Here is a 17266-nt window from a genome sequence, read left to right on the forward strand (position 1 = left end):
CGGGCCGTCAACCCGGCCCGTGCGGTGTCGAGCAGCTCGCTGCGCCCGGTCAGTGACCGTACGTCCATGGCAGCCGCCCGCCCTTTGCGCTGGGGACGGCACCCGGGGTCTTCGCGCACGCGCCGCCCGGCGACGGGCCGCGACCGGCGCCGACAGCGGTGCCGTCGGCTCGGCGAGTGCGGCGGGGTCCAGGGCATCGGAGCATGTGCACACGACAACCTTGGCGGATTCGGCTTGTCAATGACGTCTGTCACGCCGCCTGTTCGCCCGGTACCCGCGCCCGGTCCCCGCGGGTGTCATGTCCTTCGTCGCCGCCGGCTGTGGAACTCCTCGGCGGACGTGGGTTCGCGGATCAGAAGGGGCCGGGGCGGGGCGGTGCGGTGGCCGGCGTCCACCTCATGACCCGTAGCGGCCGAATCCCGGGGTGCGCCATTCCCGGCCGTCGGGCAGTACGGCGAGAGCTTCGTAACCCTCCAGTGTGTCCAGCCAGTTCCGGGCTGCGTCGCCGCCGGCGAAGGCCGCCGTGGCGTAGGCGTCGGTCAGGGTCAGGCGGGGGCCGACGAGGGTGAGGGAGGCGAACGCGCCGGCGGGTGTGCCGTGGTGCGGGTCCATGATGTGGGCGCCGCGTTCGCCGGTGCCGGAGGTGGCGACGGCCAGGTCGTGGTGGGCTGTGACGACGGTGACGAGCTCGCCGGGGCGCAGGGGGTGGGCGACGCCGATGCGCCACGGGGTGCCGGGGGCCGCCCGGCCGCGGAGCTGGAGGTCACCGCCGCCGTTGACGCAGGTGTGGTGCGCGCCGGCCTCGTGAAGGAGCCGGGACGCGGCTTCGGTGGCCCAGCCCTTGACGAGCCCCGACGGGTCGAGGACGCCCGCCGGGACGATGCTGAACCAGCCGTCGGTGACCTGGGCCGCCCGTTCGCACAGGGACAGCACCTCGTGGACCTCGGGCGGGCAGTCGCCGAGGTGGATCTCGCCGCGGCCGAGACGGCTGATGTGGCTGTCCGGCCGGTAGGTGGAGAACACGGCGTCGACCCGGTGGAGCCACCGCACGGCCTCGGCCAGGGCGCGGTGGATGGCGGCGGTGGGCTTGTCGCGGATGTCGAAGGAGAAGACGGTGCCCATGACGTGCTCGACGTGGCGCAGCCCGTGCGCGGTGTCAGGCATGTGCCTGGTCCAGGGCGCTCTGCAGGGACTCGACGTAGCCCTGGCTGGTGTAGCTGGCTCCCGACACGGCGTCGATGTGCGCGCTCTGCGCACCGATCGCCTCCTGGGTGAGGCGGGGCAGCGCGTAGGAGGCGATCTGCTGGTCGCGTCCGTTCTGGTCCGGTGCCTGGAGGACCTTGATCGAGGTGATCTTTCCCTTGGCGAGGGTCGCGGCGACCTGCACGGTCCCGTACCGGGTGTCGACGGGGTCCCCCGTGAAGGTGCCCGTCCCGGTGGACGGGCCCGGAGAGGTGCCCGCGGCGGTGCCCGGGGGCGAGGAGGCCGTGGGGGATCGGGGGCTCACACCGGCGAGGGCGGGGAACTGGTGGGGTTTGAGGGCGAGCAGCGCGACGATCAGGGCGCTGGTCCCGGTGGTGGCGAGGACGGCTCGGCGCATCGGCGGGTTCTCCTCAGAACGCGAACGACTCGTGGTGGATACGCCGCGCCGGGACGCCGGCGTCGCGCAGGGCCCGGACGGCGGCCTGTGTCATGCCGGGCGGCCCGCACAGGTAGACGTCGTGCGCGGCCAGATCCGGGACCAGGGCGGTCAGAGCCCTGGCGGTGAGGGGGGAGGAGCGTCCGGCGGGCTCGCCGACGTCGTAGTGCACGGTGGCTCGCCGGCGAGCGGCGATGGCGTCGATCTCACCGCGCAGGGCGAGGTCTTCGCGGTGGCGGGCCCGGTAGACGAGGGTGACCTGGCCCGGCAGCGTCTCGAAGAGCGCGCGCAGCGGGGTGATGCCGACGCCGCCGGCCAGGAGCAGGACCTTGCGGGCGGTACGGCGGTTCGCGGTGAAGCCGCCGTAGGGTCCCTCGGCCCACACCCGGGTGCCGGGCGCCAGGCGGGCCAGCGCGGCACTGTGGCCACCGGCGGCCTTCACCGTGATCCGCAGGTGACGGGGGTGCGCGGGGGCGGAGAGGGAGTAGGGGTTGGCGGTCCACCACAGCCCGCGGGCCAGGAAGCGCCAGCGCAGGAACTGCCCGGGCTCGCCCCCCAGTTCGTCCAGGTGCTCGCCGGTGAGGTGGACGGAGACCACGCCCGGCGCCTCGGGGCGGACCGCTGTGACGCGCAGGCGGTGGCGCAGTCCGCGCCGCAGCGGGACGGCGAACCGGTACCAGGCGACCAGCGCCGCGACGCCGAGGAAGAGCGTGTACCAGGCCGCCTGGGCGAGGCGGTTGCCGACGAAGTCGGCGCCGTTGGACAGCTGGTGGCCGAAGGCCAGGAAGACGGCCAGGTAGGTGGCGAAGTGCAGGTAGTGCCAGGTCTCGTAACTCATCCTGCGGCGTGCCGCGCGGGCCGAGAGGACTCCGGTGGCCAGGAACAGCAGGAAGCCGGCGGTGCCCTTGAGGAGGTCGGGGTAGTGCAGGACGAGCGTGGAGGTCTGGCTCACCACGTTCGTGTGGGACGTCAGCGAGTAGCCCCAGATGATCAGCAGGGTGTGGGCCAGGGCGAGCGAGACGGTGCAGCGGCCGCCGAAGGCGTGCCAGCGGGCGAGCCGGTCGGTGCCGACGGTGTGGTCCAGCAGGGGCACGCGGGCCATGAGGGCGAGCAGGACCGCGCAGGCGTACCCGGCCAGGAGCCCGGTGATGCGTCCCGCGCCGGTGAGCCAGCCCGCCGGGCCGACCACCGAGGTCGTGTCGCTCCACCAGAGCGCGAGCACCCCGGCGGCTCCGGCCCAGATGACCAGCGGCGCCAGGAAGGGCACGGCGCTGTGGCGCGGGCGTCGGCGGCGTGTCCCGCGGGTCGTGTCCGTGCTGGTGGTGAACGTCGTGGTCATGAGGCTCCTTCGGCCCGGACTCGCTCCGGCGATGGGCGGCCAGCCTCACAGCCCAACCTCTGCGTACCTTCTGAAACGGCCCCGCCGACCGCCCTCGGCGCCGATTCAGAGGAAACTCAGAGACATGCCTCGCCCTGCGTCCCCCGACTCCGGGGGATGCTGGAGGGACCATGGACACACCTCGTACGACATCCCTTCTGCACCGCCCCGACGGAGAACCGGTACGGATCCTCGTCGTCGACGACGAACCCGACGTCACCGACGTCCTGGCCGGAGCGATGACCGGTGAGGGCTGGCAGGTCCGCACCGCCGCGGACGGCGCGAGCGCCCTCACCGCAGCCCGCGACTTCCGGCCCGACGCCGTGGTCCTGGACTGGATGCTGCCCGACCTGAACGGCCTCCAGGTCCTGGGCGCCCTGCGGCGTGAGACAGCCGACGTGTGCGTGCTGTTCCTGACCGCCCGCGACGCGGTCGAGGACCGTATCGCCGGCATCACCGCGGGCGGCGACGACTACGTCACCAAGCCCTACAGCCTGGAAGAGGTCCTGGCCCGGGTGCGCGGGCTGCTCCGGCGGGCCGGAATGGCCGCCGAGCCGGGCACCAACCGGCTCACCGTCGGGGACCTGTCCATGGACGAGGAGGCCAGGGAGGTCAGGCGCGCGGGAGTCGTCGTCGACCTGTCCCGAACCGAGTTCGAACTCCTGCGCTTCCTGATGCGCAACCCGCGCCGGGTCCTGTCCAAGGAGCAGATCCTCGACCGGGTCTGGGCCTACGACTTCGGCGGCCAGGCGCACGTCGTCGAGCTCTACATCAGCTACCTGCGCAAGAAGATCGACGCCGGACGCACCCCGATGATCCACACCGTGCGCGGCGTCGGCTACGTCCTCAAGCCGGATTCCCCGTGAGACGTCTGCCGCCCCGCACCCTGCGGGGTCAGCTCACCGCCGGCCTCGTCACCCTGCTCGCCCTCGCCTGTCTGGCCGTCGGCACCGTCACCGCCCTCGCCCTGCGAGGCTTCCTGACGGGGCGCCTGGACGAACAGCTCTCCTCCTCCGGCGGCAGGTTCGCCGCCAGCCTGGAACACGAGGCCCGGCCCGACGCCGACAACCGCCCGGACACGCGCGGTCAGGCCGAGTCGACCTTCGGCGCCCGCCTCCTGAAGGGCACCGTCACCCAGGCGGCCGTCATCGACGACGCCAACGACCGCCTCGTCCGGCTCACCGCCGGGGACCGCCGCGCCCTGACGGGGCTCCCCGCCGACGGGAGCGGACACAGCGTCCACCTGTCCGCTCTGGGGGCGTACCGCCTCGCGGCCGTCCAGGGCGACGACCGGGACATCCTGATCACCGGGCTGCCCCTGCACCCGCTGGAGGAGACCGTCCACCGTCTCGAAGCCGTCGAAACGGTCCTGTTCGGCGCAGCCCTCACGGTCACCGGCATCGCCGGGGCCCTGTGGGTACGAGCCTCACTGCGCCCGCTCCAACGGGTCACCGCCCGGGCGGCGGAGGTAGCCGGACTGCCGCTCGCCAGTGGTGAGATCGCCATGCCGGGGCCACTGCCCGACACCGACCCCCGCACCGAGGTCGGCCAGGTCGGCACTGCGCTCAACCACATGCTCGGCCATGTCGAGAACGCCCTCACCCGCCGCCAGGCCAGCGAGGAGAGACTCCGGCACTTCGCCGCCGACGCCAGCCACGAACTGCGCACCCCCGTCGCCAACATCCGCGGCCACGCCGAACTCGCCCTGCGCCACGACGGCCCCGTCCCCGCCGAGGTACGCCATGCCCTGGTGCGCATCGACGCCGAGTCGCAGCGCATGACCCACCTCGTCGACGACCTGCTGCTCCTCGCCCGCCTGGACGCCGGACGCCCCCTCGGACACGAGCCGGTCGATCTGACCCTGCTGATCCTCAACGCGATGGACGACGCGCGGGCCGCGGGCCCCGGCCACCACTGGCTCCTCGACCTCCCCGAGGAAGCCGTCGTCGTCTCCGGCGACGCCCACCGGCTCCAACAGGCCATCGGCAACCTCCTCGCCAACGCCCGCATCCACACCCCGCCCGGCACCCGGGTGACCATCACTCTCACCACCGATCAGGCCGGCGTTCGCGTCAGCGTGAGCGACGACGGACCGGGAATCCCCGCCGAACTCCAGCCCGAGGTCTTCGGACGCTTCGTCCGAGCCGACCACGCCCGCTCCCGCAGCACCGGAAGCACCGGTCTCGGCCTCGCCATCGTCCACGCCGTCATCACCGCCCACGGCGGAACGGCCACGGTCACCAGCGGCCCCGGACACACCGTCTTCCGCCTCACCCTCCCGGGCTGACACCGCCCGGCCGGACCGACGAGCAGCGGCCTGCCGACGCGGCAGTCAGGATGTGTTCAGGTTCCCGGTGGCACGGTCGGGCCTCATGACATCCGAGATGACGTCCGAGGCCTCCGAGGCTTCTGAGGCCTCTGTGACGGTGACGGCGAAGGCGACGGTGGCGCGCCGGTCCGCCCCGACCGCCCGCGGCCACCGTCCGCGCTGGAACAAGGTGCCCGAAGTCACCGTGTACTTCTGGGTCATCAAGGTGCTGTGCACGACGGTCGGCGAGACCGCGGCCGACCTGCTCAACGAGAAGGCCGGGCTGGGCCTGACCGGTGTGTCGCTGCTGATGAGCGCGCTCCTGGCGGTGGTGCTCGTCGTCCAGTTCCGGACCGCCGCGTACCGGGCCGGCGTGTACTGGACGGCCGTTGCCCTGATCAGCGTCGTCGGCACCCTGGTCAGTGACAACCTGACCGACAACATGGGCGTACCGCTCACGGTCAGCACCACGGTGTTCGCCGTCGTCCTCGCGATCGTGTTCGTCGCCTGGCACCGCAGCGAGCGGACGCTGTCCATCCACAGCGTCGACACCCCGCGCCGGGAGTCCTTCTACTGGCTGGCGGTCCTGTTCACCTTCGCGCTGGGCACCGCGGCGGGCGACCTGGTCGCCGAGCGCCTGGCCCTGGGCTACTGGGTCTCCGCGGCTCTGTTCGCCGTGGCCATCGCCGCGGCGGCGGCGGCGCGCTTCGCGCTCGGCGCGAACGCGGTGTGGAGCTTCTGGATCGCCTACGTCCTGACCCGCCCGTTCGGCGCGTCGACGGGCGACTACCTCTCCCAGCCGACCGGTGACGGCGGCCTGGGCCTGGGCACCGTGGTGACCAGCGTGCTGTTCCTCGCGGTCGTCCTCGGCCTGGTGGTGTTCCTGGCGGTGACGCGCAAGGACGTCACCGGGCCGGAGCCGATCGCCCGCACGGAGTAGGCGCCCGCAGGCGTTCTGACGCGCTCACGGCACCACCTCCTCCCTCACACACAGGAGCACTCCCCTTGAAGAAGTTAGAACTGCTCGCCGACCTGGATCCCGCCGGTGAGACCGGCTCGGTGACGAAGAAGCTGCCCGAGGTCACCCTCGCCTTCTGGATCATGAAGATCGCGGCCACGACCCTGGGCGAGACCGCCGGTGACCTGTTCGCCCAGACCCTGAAGCTGGGCTACTTCCTCACCACGATCGCCCTGTTCCTGATCTTCGTCGTGACCCTGGTGGTCCAGCTCGGGTCCCGCCGCTACAACCCGTTCTGCTACTGGACCGTCATCCTGTCCACCAGCACGGCCGGCACGACGATGTCCGACTTCATGAACCGCGACGGCAGCGCCAAGTACCTCTCGAACGGCGCCACGTCGCTCGGCTGGGGCCCGCAGGGCCTGGGCCTCGGCTACCCCGCCGGCGCCGCGATCCTGGTCTCCGTCCTGATCGTCGTCTTCGCGGTGTGGAAGCTGACCGGGATGACGTTCGTCATCCGCGACATCGTCACCTTCCGCGGAGAGGCCCTCTTCTGGACGGCGATCCTCGTCTCCAACACCCTCGGCACGTCCATGGGCGACTTCCTGTCCGACAGCTCCGGCCTCGGCTACGCGGGCGGCGCGCTGCTCGTCTCCGGGACGCTCGCGGGGCTGCTCGTCCTGATGCGGGTGCCCGCGGTGCCGAACGTGCTGCTGTTCTGGTTCGCCTTCGTGCTGACCCGCCCGCTGGGCGCCACCGCGGGGGACTTCCTCACCAAGCCGGTCGCCAAGGGCGGCCTCGACCTCGGTACGGCGGGTTCGTCGGCCGTCCTGCTGGCCGTCCTGGTGGGACTCATGGCGTACGCCCAGGTACAGGAGCGCCGGACCGCCGTCTCGCGGCAGGAGGCGGTCGAGCAGGAGGCCGTCACCCGGCGGGCAGTCTGAGGGTGAACCTGGCCCCGGGCTTGTGACCGGGGTCGTACGTCACCTCACCGCCGGCGGAGCGGGCCAGGCGTCGCGCCAGCGGCAGCCCCAGGCCCGCTCCGCCGTGTCCGTCGCCGGGGTCGGCCCGCCGGCCGGGCTGGAAGAGCTGCGCCGTGAACGACTCGGGTACCCCGCGGCCGTCGTCGGCGACGTCGATGCGTACGCCGTCGGGCTCGCGGCGCGCGGTGACGGTGACGTGCGAGGTGGCGTGGCGGACGGCGTTGGCGAGCAGCGGGCTGACGATGCGTTCGAGGAGGGCCGTCTGGACTCCGGCCTTCAGCGCCGCCCCCTCGCCTCGTACGTCGACCGTCACGGCGCCCGGTGTCTCCAGACCGGTGGCTAGTCGGTGCAGGGTCGGCAGGATCTCGGCCGTGCCGGGGGCCGTGGTCGTGGTCTCGCGGGCGTCGTCCAGCAGGGTGTCGCAGATGGTGCGCATGGAGCGGGCGGCGTCGGCGATCACCTCGTGGGCGGCCTCGGTTTCGGCGGCCGAGCGCGGTCGGGCCTGCCACCAGTCGAGTTCGGCGATGATCCGGCTGAGCGGGGTGCGCAGTTCGTGGGACAACTCGCCGGTCAACTGCTGCTCATGGCGCAGGACGGCGCGGATGCGGTCCAGCAGCGCGTCCAACGACCCACCCAGGCGGGCGAGTTCGGCCGGGCGATGGACAGCGCCGAAGCGTTCCTCGGACGTTACGGCGCTCCACTGGGTGGCCTGGTCGGTCATGGTGCCCACGGGACGCAGCGCGCGTCCGACCGCGAGCCGCGTCAGCAGGTAGGTGCAGGCGAGCATGACGGCGTCCAGGCACAGCGAGGCCAGCAGCAGGGTGTCGGCCGAGCTTTGGTAGGGGGTGAGGTCCAGCGCGGTGACGACGGTCGCGGTGTTCCGGGTGCCGGAGACGGGCATGCTGCACAGCCGGGCGGGGGCCGGTTCGGCGGAGGTCAGGCAATGCGCCCCGTGCTGCCGCGCGAGCCGGTCGGCGGCGCGGGCGAGAGTGCTGTCGGCTGTGGTGGACGGTGGCTGTTCGAGCAGCCGGGTGCCCGTGTAGATCCACACGTTCGTGTCGAGGAGCCGGTCGTCGGAGGCCTCCAGGACGCGCACCGTGGGGCCGCCGGTGTCGATGGTGGTGGCGACGGCGGCGGCCCGGGTGCGCAGTTCGTCGTCTGCCTGGTGCTGGAGGCGGTGGCGGATGACCGTGTTGAAGGCGACGGTGAGGATCACCATCAGGAGGGTGGCTGTGGTCAGGGCCACCAGGGAGAGGCGGCCGCGCAGGGTCCGCGGTGCCAGCCGGGAGAAAAGGGGGAACAGGGGGGACCGGGAGCGCGACGTGAGTCGGGGGAACCGGGAGTTCATGACAGGCGGTGGCCGATTCCGCGGGCGGTGGTGATCGTCAGGGCGCTGTCCGCCTCGCGCAGCTTGCGGCGCAGCCGGGTCAGGTACTGGTCGAGGGTGTTGTCGCTGACCTGGGCTCCTTCGGGCCAGCCTGCTCTGAGCAGTTCGCGGCGGCGCACGATGCCCCCGGACGCCGTCATGAGCGCCGCCAGGAGACGGAACTCCGTCGGTGTGAGGTCGACCTGGGTGCCGTGCGCGCTGGCGCTGTGCCGGACGGCGTCCAGGACCAGGTCACCGGCCGTGGCAACGGGAAGTGGCGCGGCGCGTTTGACGGCCGCGCGCAGTCTGGCGGCGAGTTCGGCGAGGTGGAACGGCTTGGGCAGGTAGTCGTCGCCCCCGGCGGAGAACCCGGACAGCCGGTCGGTGAGCCGGTGCCGGGCGGTCAGGAAGATGACGGGGGCCAGGAATCCGTTCGCGCGCATCGCCTGGCACACGTCCCGGCCGTCCGCGTCGGGCAGGCCTACGTCCAGGACGGCCGCGGCGATGGCACCGCCACCAGCGCAGCCATCGGCACCGGTGCCGGTACCGGTGGTCAGCCGCAGGGCGGTTGCCCCGTCCGGGGCGGGCACCGGGTCGAAGTCCTCCTCGCGCAGGCCGCGCAGCAGGACGTCACGCAGGGCGTGATCGTCCTCGACGACCAGGATCTTGGGGCGCATGGTCCTCCGTAGGCTCTGGGTCTGGGTCCGTCGTGTCTGTGGTGAACCCCTCGGGCAGCCACCGGGCGGCCGCGTACAGGGCGAGGCCCAGCCAGCCCAGCGCGAACAGCCAGCCGCCGACGACGTCGGTGAACCAGTGCACCCCGAGATAGACGCGGGTGAGCCCGACCAGCGCGCCCCAGCAGCCGAGGACGAGGGCGATCAGGGTTCTGCCGCGTGGGGCGCGCGCGTACACGGCGATGACGAGGAGGCCGGCGGTGACCGCGGCCGTCGTGGTGTGGCCGGAGGGGAACGCCCACCCCGAGGCGTGCGTGGCCCAGTCCACGGGGTCGGGGCGGGGTCGGGCGACGAGCGCCATCACTCCGTACCGCGCCGCCTGCGCCGCGCCGAGGCAGCCGAGGCAGAGCGCGGCGGCGATCGCCTGCCGGCGCGGGGTGCGCGCGGCGATGATCCCCGCCAGTACGGCGAGGACGTACGGGACGACTCCGGTGCCGGTGGCGGTCAGGCCGCGGGCGAGCGCCACCGCCACGTCCGGGCGGTGGGCTACGGACCAGGTCAGCAGGTCCTCGTCCCCGTACAGCGGCTGTCCGTCGCCGATCACGATCATGGCCAGTACGCCGAACGCCGTCCACGCGCCGAGGCCGACGACGCCCGCCAGGTCGCGCAGGTCGCCGCGTTTCATGACGCCGCCAGCAGGGGACGTAGTCGCGTGCCGGTGAGCCGGCGGACCAAGGCGTCGGGGCGGCGGCGCAGCGTGATCATCGCGAGTGCCGCGACGAGGGCGCCGACGGCCACTCCTGCGGCGACGTCGTGCGGGTAGTGCGCGCCGACCCAGACCCGGGAGGCCGCCATCGCGCAGGCGGCCACGGCCGCGACCGCGCCGAGCCGGCGGGAGACGAACCACAGGGCCACCGCGGCCGCTGCGGCGACGGCCGCGTGGTTGCTGGGGAAGGACCAGTCGCCCGGGGCCGGGCACGCCTCCAGGGTGGCCACGCGCAGGCTCCGGCAGGGCCGGTCCTCGCGCACCGCCAGCTTCAGGGCGGCGTCCACCCCGTACCCCGCGACCACGACGACCGGCACCGCCAGCGCGCTCACCGCGGCCGTGGCGCTCACCCGCCGGGCCCGCCACCAGGCCACGGCCATCAGCACGGCGAACACCGCCAGTCCGTACGTCGACCAGGCCGCCACCCCGTCGTCCAGCCAGCCGGGCGAGCGGTGAGCGAGATTCACCACATCGGAGTAGGCGGAGCCGTCGATGGACGAGCCGTCGAAGGCGAGGGGCGTCCACGTACCGGAGGCCGCGGACAGGGGGGCGGTCATCGGCGCGAGTCCTCTCATACTGGAAGTGCGGGCGCACGCGGAGGCGGGGCGACCGGGTGACTACAATTCTGTAGACGGTCTACTGAACTGTAGACGAAGATGGGGTGAGGATCGTTCCCATGACCGACGCGAAGGACGAACGCCGACCGGCCGGCGAGCTCGAAGCCGCCGTCATGGCGGCCCTGTGGGCCGCCGACGCGCCCCTCACCCCGGGGCAGGTGCAGGTCGAACTCGCCGCCGACCTGGCCCGTACGACGGTGACGACGACCCTGTCCCGCCTGTACGACAAGGGTGTCGTCGACCGCCGTCCGCAGGGCCGCGGCTACGCCTACCACCCCGTGCAGGACGCCCAGGGCCTCACCGCCCGCCGCATGCACACCGAGCTGGACCGTGACGCCGACCGCGAGACCGTCCTGGCCCGCTTCGTCGCCCAGCTCGATCCGGACGACGAACAGCTCCTGCGCCGGCTGCTGGAGGCCGACGACCGATGACCGCCCTGCTGCTGATTCCGCTCCTGCTGCCCTTCGCGATGCCGCCGCTCGCCCGGCGGGCCCTGGACCGGCTGGCCCCGGCCGCCGCCTTGTGGGCGCTCACCGCCGCCGCCCTGGTACTGGCGGGCGCGTGTGTGGCCGCGCTCGGCGCGCTCGTCCTGACCGGACTGCTCGAGCTGCCCGCGTTCGCGGCGCTCGGCGAACTCGTCCACCCCCTGCGCACACCGGCGGGCTACCCGGTGCTGCCCGCGGCCGCGCTCGCCACCGGCCTGCTCACCGTCGGGGCCTGGACCCTCGCGCGCTCGGCCCTGCGCCAGACGCGCGCCTTCCGCACCGCCCGCGCCGAGGCCGACCGGCGGCCCGCCGCGGGCGACCTGTGCGTGGTCGACTCGCCACAGCCGGACGCGTACGCCCTTCCCGGCCGCCCGCACCGCATCGTCGTCACCACCGCCATGCTGCGCAGTCTCGGCCCGGACGAGCGCGACGCCCTCTTCTCCCACGAACGCGCCCACAACCGGAGCGGCCACCACTACTTCCTGGCCGCCGCCGAACTCGCCGCCCACTGCCACCCCGCGCTGCGCCCGGTCCGCACCGCCATCCGCCTGGCCGCGGAACGCGCCGCCGACGAGGCCGCGGCCGCCGCCGTGGGCGACCGCCGCCTGCTGGCCCGCGCCATCGCCCGCGCCGCCCTCGCCGGCCAGGCCGCCCGCACCACCCCTCCCACCCGCCCGGACTTCGCCCCCGGGGCGACCACCGGCCCTGTGCCCCGCCGCGTCGCGGCCCTCCTCGCCGCCCCTGCGGGCCGCCCCCGGCGGTCGATGTGCTGGATCGCCCTCCTCCTCGCCACCTGCGCGACCCTGTCAGCCACCGCCGCCGCGACCGGTGTCGTCGCCTTCCACCACGAGGTCGAGGTCGCCCAGGGCGAAGAGCCCCGCTGAGCCCGCCCCCGGTGGTCGGCATCGACCCTTCTTTCCGAAATCCGCGCCCCCTTCGCCGACGCCTCCCCGTCATCCCCATCGCACTCCTCGTCCTCCTCGTCGTGGGAGGCGGGGCCGCCGCTGCTGTTCCACATCGACCGGGACGAGCACTCGCTGCCCGCGCAGCTCAACTGGCGGGGGACGGACGGCGCGGAGTCGGCCATCAGCTTCCAGTCCAACATGTCCGACTTCCACGGCAGTCACCGTGCCGCCGACGGCGCCGTCTACGAGTACCGCGGTCGCCTCACCGGCAGTTGGACGTCCCTCGAGGGTCTCGACGACGCCCCGGAGTCCCGTACGCACCGCTTCCGCACGGAGGAGGGCTGGGGCGGCGGCTGGCACGCCTCGCCCGAGTTGCGGCTGCTGGTGGACGACGGCGCGGCTCCCGTCGAGCGGGTGTCCTGGCGCGACCAGCGAGGCAACTCCGGTGCGGTCATGCTCCAGGCCGCGACGGGCGGCGACGTCAAGGTCACCGAAGTGGAGGCCAGCGAGGAACACGACGGCGGATGGGAGATCGCGGCCAACCTCCTGAACGACTCCCGCAACAAGTGGCTGACCTTCGACGACAGCGCCCTGCTCGACTTCACCCTCGCCCGCCCCGCCGCCCTCGCGTCGTACTCCCTGACGTCGGCGAACGACTGCCCCGACCGCGACCCCCGCGACTGGACCCTCCTCGGCTCCTTCGACGGCCACACCTGGACGCCGCTGGACTCCCGTACCGGGGAAACCTTCAACAGCCGCTTCCAGAACAGGGAGTTCGTCCTGCGGGCCGCCGCCCGCGCCACCGCCTATCGCCACTATCGGCTGGAGATCAGCGCCAACTCCGGCGCGGAGGAGACCCAGCTCGCCCAGGTCCGTTTCGTCGAACCCCCCGCCGGTCAGGGCTTCGTGGGCTACTACCAGCGCCACAACGAGGGCCCCATCGGCTATCGCGGTACGCCGGTCCCCGCGCCGAAGACCACCGGCGCCGACGCGACCGAGGTGGCCCTGGACCTGGAGGCGGCCGTGCAGTCCCTGACCGACACCGCCCAGACCCTCGCCGCGCTGGCGGCCCGCCTCCGCAGCAGTTGACTCCGTGCCCGTCACGGCGAAGTGCGCCGACGCCGACTTGCCCCGTGCGGCCGCTCCGGCGCGCGGCGCGGTGCCGTCGGTGCTTCCTCGCGCCCGTGCCCGCCACCCGGATGGCGGAGCCGCCGACCCCGTCACCGCGCGAGGCTGTCGACGACGGACGACCACAGCCTGACGTGGAGGTATCGACGACATGACCACGGCATCCACCGGTCCCGCTCCCGGTCCCGCTCCCGGTCCCAGTCCTGCTTCTGGTTCCGGGCCCGTCGGCCCGACCGAGGTCGGGCCGGGCGACGCGCGCTACGAGGCGCTGCGCCGGGGCTTCAACCAGCGCTGGATCGCCTCTCCCGAGTACGTCGTGGTGGCCGCCGGTACCGCCGACGTGGTCGCCGCCCTCGGCACCTTCCTCACCCGCACCGCCGGGGGATCGTCGCCGGGCCGGATCACCGTCCGCTCCGGCGGGCACTGCTACGAGAACTTCGTCTGCGGTGACGACGTCGCCGTCATCATCGACGTCAGCAGCATGAACGGCGTCTACTACGACCCCCGGATGGACGCCTACTGCGTCGAGGCGGGCGCGACGAACTGGGAGACCATCACCCAGCTCCACCGCCGCTACGGCCTCGCCGTGCCCGGCGGTTCGTGCTACTCGGTCGGTGCGGGCGGTCACATCTCCGGTGGCGGCTTCGGCCTGCTGTCGCGGCTGCACGGCCTCACCGTCGACCACCTCTACGCCGTCGAGGTGGTCACCGTCCGCGACCTGACCCACGCCGAGGTCACCGTGGCCCGCAAGGACTCGTCGGAGCCCGCGCTGCGCGACCTGTGGTGGGCGCACACCGGCGGCGGGGGCGGCAACTTCGGCGTGGTCACCAGGTATTGGTTCCGCGGTCTTCCCCAGCCGCCCGCGCAGGTGCTCACCCGGGCGTTGTCGTGGGACTGGGGGATGTTCAAGCGGGACCGGGACAAGTTCAAGGGCCTGGTGCGCCGTTACGGCGAGTTCTTCGAGGGCGAGCGCACCGGCGAAGGGCCGGACATCCTGCGGGAGTTCGACTGGCACGACATGTTCACCCTGCTCAAACTGACCAACCACGCGGCCGGAAAGGTCGGCCTCGTCCTCCAACTCGACGGCACCCGCGAGGACTCGATCGAGCGCCTCAACCGCTTCCTCGACTGGCTCGCCCCCGAAGACACCTACCCGCAGACCCCGTTCGACGTTCAGGTGGGCGAACACCCGGCGCTCTACGACCACTTCGTCCCCACCCGGCTGCCCTGGCTCACGGCGACGCAGAACCTCAACGGCTCCGGCCCGAGCCGGTGCGGCAAGTACAAGTCCGCCTACCACACGGCCAACTTCACCGAGCGCCAGCTCGACGCGATCTTCGACCGCCTCACCGACGAGACGTACACCAACGATCAGGCGCTGCTCCAGGTGGACTCCTACGGCGGCCGGATCAACGACGTCGACCCGTCCGCGACGGCGGTCCCGCAGCGCTCGTCCGTGCTGAAACTCCAGTACCAGGCGTACTGGACCTGGGGCGAGGACGCCAACCACGACGGCGTCTACGACTACCAGGACGCCCTTGCCGACCCGTCCATCGCCGAGCCCCACCTGACCTGGATCCGCGACTTCTACGAGGACGTGTACATGGAGACCGGCGGCGTCCCGGTAGTCCCGGACCCGGACCCGGACCAGGACCGAAATCCGGACCCGAATGTGCTCGACGAGGTCAACACCGACGGCTGCTACGTCAATTACCCGGACGTCGACCTCGGCGACAGCGCGCACAACGCCTCCGACCAGCCCTGGTACCACCTCTACTACGGCGCCAACTACGCCCGACTCCAGCGCGCCAAGGCTTACTGGGACCCACGGAACGTCTTCCGCCACGCCCAGTCGATCGAACTGCCGGGAACACAGCGGCGCGAGTGATCAGGGGGAGGACGGGATGCGGGAGTCCCAGTCCAGTTGGCGGATGAGTTCGGCGTCGCCGGGGCGGGGTGCGGGCGCGGGCGCGGAGGTGGCTCCCGTGGGGCGGGGCGGGGGCTGCGTGCCGCGGGAGATGTTGCCGCTGGCGGTGGTGTTGTGTTCGACGCGGGGGCGGCGCAGTGCCTCGTAGCGGGAAAGTGCGGAGTCCAAGTCCGGTGTGTCGCGCAGGCACTTGGCGAGGATCACCGCGTCCTCCAGGGCCAGGGAAGCGCCCTGTCCGGTCGCGGGGGAGGCCGCGTGGGCCGCGTCCCCGACGAGGAGGGTGCGGCCGGTGCGCCAGGAGGTGCCGTTGGGCAGCTCGGTGGCGTTGGTGACCAGGACGGGGGCCGTGGTGGCCTCGACGACGCCTGCGGCCGGGGTGGGGTCCTCGCGCAGCAGCGGGAGCAGCAGGTCGCGCCAGTGAGTGGGGCCGGCGTCGGCCAACTCGCCGCTGGTGAGGGGTTCGGGGGCGGATACCCGGGCGAACCAGTACGTCTCACCGCCGGGTGACGTCGTATGGCCGAAGGCGGCTGTGCTGCCGCGCGTCATCGTGATGCACGCGGTGTCGTCCGTACCGGACTTCGGGGCGGCGTCCGTGTAGCCGTAGAAGACGTGCTGTCCCGCGTAACGGGGCTGTGCGGTGGGGGTGGTGGTGCGGCGGACGGTGGAGTTGAGGCCGTCCGCGCCGATGAGCAGGTCGCCCGACGCCGTGCTGCCGTCGGCGAAGTGGGCGGTGACGCCGTCGGGGCCGTCCTCGACGGCGGCGAGACGCGCGCCGTGAACGACCGGGATGCCGCGCCGCACCGCCTCCGCCTGGAGGGCCGCGCCGAGTTCGCCGCGGCGCAGGCACCGGAAGCGCAGCGCGGGGTCGTCGGCCTCGCCGAGCGGCACGTGCGCCGACTCGGTGCCCGTGTGGTCCAGTACGCGCATCGAGGTGAGCGGGAAGCCGAGCTCGGTGACCGCGGCGGTGGCGTCGAGTTGGGCGAGGGCCCGCAGGCCGTTGCTCGCGAGGGTGAGGAACGCGCCGATGTCCTCGGCGGAGTCGGGATGCGCCTCGTACACGGCGACCTCCCGGCCCGCCTTGTGCAGCGCCAGAGCCGCCGCCGTGCCGGCGATACCGCCGCCGATGACCAGGAAACGTGCCATGCCTACCCCGCTTCTCCCTGTACGGTCCGGTCCCTCGTCGGCCCGCGGTCGTCACCGGCGGCCGAGGGCCTCCAGCACGGCTTCGAGCTGACGGAGCGGTTCCGTGCCGACGATACGCAGGACGACCGTGTCCGCGCCGGACTCCGCCAGGGCGTGGATGTCGCCGGCGGCCTGCGCGGGCGTGCCGGAGACGGTGAACACCTCTTCCTGCGGGCGGCCCAGCCAGGCGGCGTGGCCCTCGGTGTGGGGGTGGAGGGTGCGGGCGACGTCGTCGGGGTCGTCGCCGACGCACGCGAAGGAGAGGACCGTCAGGCTGTGGTCGGGGCCCGCGCCGCCCTTCGCCGTCAGGGCGCGGGTGTTCTCGAGGTCGCTCGGGCCGTGCCCCTCGGCGACCAGGGTGCCGTCCGCGACCCGGCCGGACAGTTCGAGCGACCGGGGCCTGACCACACCCGCCACCACCGGCGGGACCTGAACCGGCGGATGCACCAACTGGACGCCGTCCAGCCGCACTTCACGCCCCGCCAGCTCGACCCGTTCCCCGCGCAGCAGCGCGCGCACGGAGGTGATCGTCTCCTCCAGCAGGGCCAGCGGCGACCGGGGCGCGACACCGACCGACACCATCCACTCCCGCACCCCGTGCCCGACCCCGGCCACCAGCCGGCCGGGGAATACCCGGGCCAGCGTGGCCAGTTCCATCGCCAGCAGCGCCGGACTGCGCAACGGCGCCGGCGCGATCCCGAGCCCCACCCGCAGCCGCTCGGTCGCCCCGAGCGCCACGGCCGCCGCCGACACCCCGCCGTTCCACCCGAGATCCTCGACCACCCACAGATCGTCCACCCCGAGCCCCTCGGCCTCCCGCGCGAACCCGGGCAGCCCTTCCGGCGCCCAGTCCCGGTCGTACACGACACCGATCCGTACGTTCGTCACGTTCGCGTTCCCGTTCGTCATGTGTCGGAACCTGTGGGGTGAGCGGCTCGGGGTGGCCGGGG

16 protein-coding genes and 1 pseudogene are annotated in these 17266 nt (G+C 73.0%); 8 read left to right on the top strand and 9 right to left on the bottom strand.

The window, feature by feature from the left end:
- Positions 1-396: 396 nt before the first annotated feature.
- Genes BMZ82_RS22960 through BMZ82_RS22970 form a run of 3 tightly spaced genes read right to left on the bottom strand, consistent with a single transcriptional unit; the run spans position 397 to position 2978 of the window.
- On the bottom strand, positions 397-1164 hold the full coding sequence (locus BMZ82_RS22960) for an FAD:protein FMN transferase (RefSeq protein ID WP_093778747.1): 768 nt from the start codon (positions 1162-1164) through the stop codon (positions 397-399).
- A complete protein-coding gene (locus BMZ82_RS22965; RefSeq protein ID WP_093778749.1) occupies positions 1157-1600 on the bottom strand; it encodes an FMN-binding protein in 444 nt (147 codons plus the stop codon). The genes BMZ82_RS22960 and BMZ82_RS22965 overlap by 8 nt, the downstream gene beginning before the upstream one ends.
- A 13-nt stretch (positions 1601-1613) precedes the next feature.
- Positions 1614-2978 carry a ferredoxin reductase family protein gene (locus tag BMZ82_RS22970; protein ID WP_093778751.1) on the bottom strand — a complete coding sequence of 455 codons (1365 nt, stop codon included), beginning with the start codon at positions 2976-2978 and terminating at the stop codon, positions 1614-1616.
- Between the two features lie 170 nt (positions 2979-3148).
- Here BMZ82_RS22970 and BMZ82_RS22975 point away from each other — a divergent pair, with 170 nt between their 5' ends.
- The 4 genes from BMZ82_RS22975 (at position 3149) to BMZ82_RS22990 (ending at position 7227) form a co-directional block, all read left to right on the top strand.
- Complete coding sequence (locus BMZ82_RS22975; protein ID WP_093778753.1) at positions 3149-3883, top strand: response regulator transcription factor; 735 nt, start codon at positions 3149-3151, stop codon at positions 3881-3883.
- On the top strand, positions 3880-5304 hold the full coding sequence (locus tag BMZ82_RS22980) for a sensor histidine kinase (protein WP_093778755.1): 1425 nt from the start codon (positions 3880-3882) through the stop codon (positions 5302-5304). The genes BMZ82_RS22975 and BMZ82_RS22980 overlap by 4 nt, the downstream gene beginning before the upstream one ends.
- 97 nt (positions 5305-5401) lie before the next feature.
- On the top strand, positions 5402-6265 hold the full coding sequence (locus tag BMZ82_RS22985; RefSeq protein ID WP_093778930.1) for a COG4705 family protein: 864 nt from the start codon (positions 5402-5404) through the stop codon (positions 6263-6265).
- Between the two features lie 65 nt (positions 6266-6330).
- On the top strand, positions 6331-7227 hold the full coding sequence (locus BMZ82_RS22990) for a COG4705 family protein (RefSeq protein WP_093778757.1): 897 nt from the start codon (positions 6331-6333) through the stop codon (positions 7225-7227).
- Here BMZ82_RS22990 and BMZ82_RS22995 read toward each other — a convergent pair.
- The 4 genes from BMZ82_RS22995 to BMZ82_RS23010 are packed head-to-tail and all read right to left on the bottom strand — an operon-like array spanning position 7208 to position 10629.
- Positions 7208-8614, bottom strand: a complete 1407-nt coding sequence (locus BMZ82_RS22995; protein ID WP_371271289.1) for an ATP-binding protein — start codon at positions 8612-8614, stop codon at positions 7208-7210. The two genes, BMZ82_RS22990 and BMZ82_RS22995, sit on opposite strands and share 20 nt — an antisense overlap.
- A complete protein-coding gene (locus BMZ82_RS23000; protein ID WP_093778759.1) occupies positions 8611-9309 on the bottom strand; it encodes a response regulator transcription factor in 699 nt (232 codons plus the stop codon). Before BMZ82_RS23000 ends, BMZ82_RS22995 begins: the two co-directional genes overlap by 4 nt.
- The gene (locus tag BMZ82_RS23005; protein WP_093778761.1) at positions 9263-9991 is read right to left on the bottom strand and encodes a phosphatase PAP2 family protein; all 729 of its coding nucleotides are present in this window, start codon (positions 9989-9991) and stop codon (positions 9263-9265) included. Before BMZ82_RS23005 ends, BMZ82_RS23000 begins: the two co-directional genes overlap by 47 nt.
- On the bottom strand, positions 9988-10629 hold the full coding sequence (locus BMZ82_RS23010; protein ID WP_093778763.1) for a phosphatase PAP2 family protein: 642 nt from the start codon (positions 10627-10629) through the stop codon (positions 9988-9990). Before BMZ82_RS23010 ends, BMZ82_RS23005 begins: the two co-directional genes overlap by 4 nt.
- Positions 10630-10748: 119 nt before the next feature.
- Between BMZ82_RS23010 and BMZ82_RS23015 the strand changes: the two genes are divergently transcribed.
- The 4 genes from BMZ82_RS23015 to BMZ82_RS23030 all read left to right on the top strand — a co-directional run bounded on the left by BMZ82_RS23015 (position 10749) and on the right by BMZ82_RS23030 (position 15095).
- Positions 10749-11120, top strand: a complete 372-nt coding sequence (locus BMZ82_RS23015; protein WP_093778765.1) for a BlaI/MecI/CopY family transcriptional regulator — start codon at positions 10749-10751, stop codon at positions 11118-11120.
- Complete coding sequence (locus BMZ82_RS23020) at positions 11117-12058, top strand: M48 family metalloprotease (protein ID WP_093778767.1); 942 nt, start codon at positions 11117-11119, stop codon at positions 12056-12058. The genes BMZ82_RS23015 and BMZ82_RS23020 overlap by 4 nt, the downstream gene beginning before the upstream one ends.
- A gap of 39 nt (positions 12059-12097) precedes the next feature.
- Positions 12098-13168, top strand: a complete 1071-nt coding sequence (locus BMZ82_RS23025) for a hypothetical protein (RefSeq protein WP_256252064.1) — start codon at positions 12098-12100, stop codon at positions 13166-13168.
- Positions 13169-13358: 190 nt separating this feature from the next.
- The gene (locus BMZ82_RS23030; RefSeq protein ID WP_093778771.1) at positions 13359-15095 is read left to right on the top strand and encodes an FAD-binding oxidoreductase; all 1737 of its coding nucleotides are present in this window, start codon (positions 13359-13361) and stop codon (positions 15093-15095) included.
- Here the strand turns inward: BMZ82_RS23030 and BMZ82_RS23035 are convergent.
- Together BMZ82_RS23035 and BMZ82_RS23040 are read right to left on the bottom strand one after the other, a co-directional pair.
- Positions 15096-16283 (bottom strand): annotated as a pseudogene (locus tag BMZ82_RS23035) (FAD-dependent oxidoreductase); the annotation flags it as partial.
- Positions 16284-16328: 45 nt separating this feature from the next.
- Positions 16329-17204, bottom strand: a complete 876-nt coding sequence (locus BMZ82_RS23040) for an LLM class flavin-dependent oxidoreductase (RefSeq protein WP_093778934.1) — start codon at positions 17202-17204, stop codon at positions 16329-16331.
- Positions 17205-17266: the final 62 nt, after the last annotated feature.

The sequence above is a fragment of the Streptomyces sp. yr375 genome, from assembly GCF_900110755.1.
Classification (GTDB): domain Bacteria; phylum Actinomycetota; class Actinomycetes; order Streptomycetales; family Streptomycetaceae; genus Streptomyces.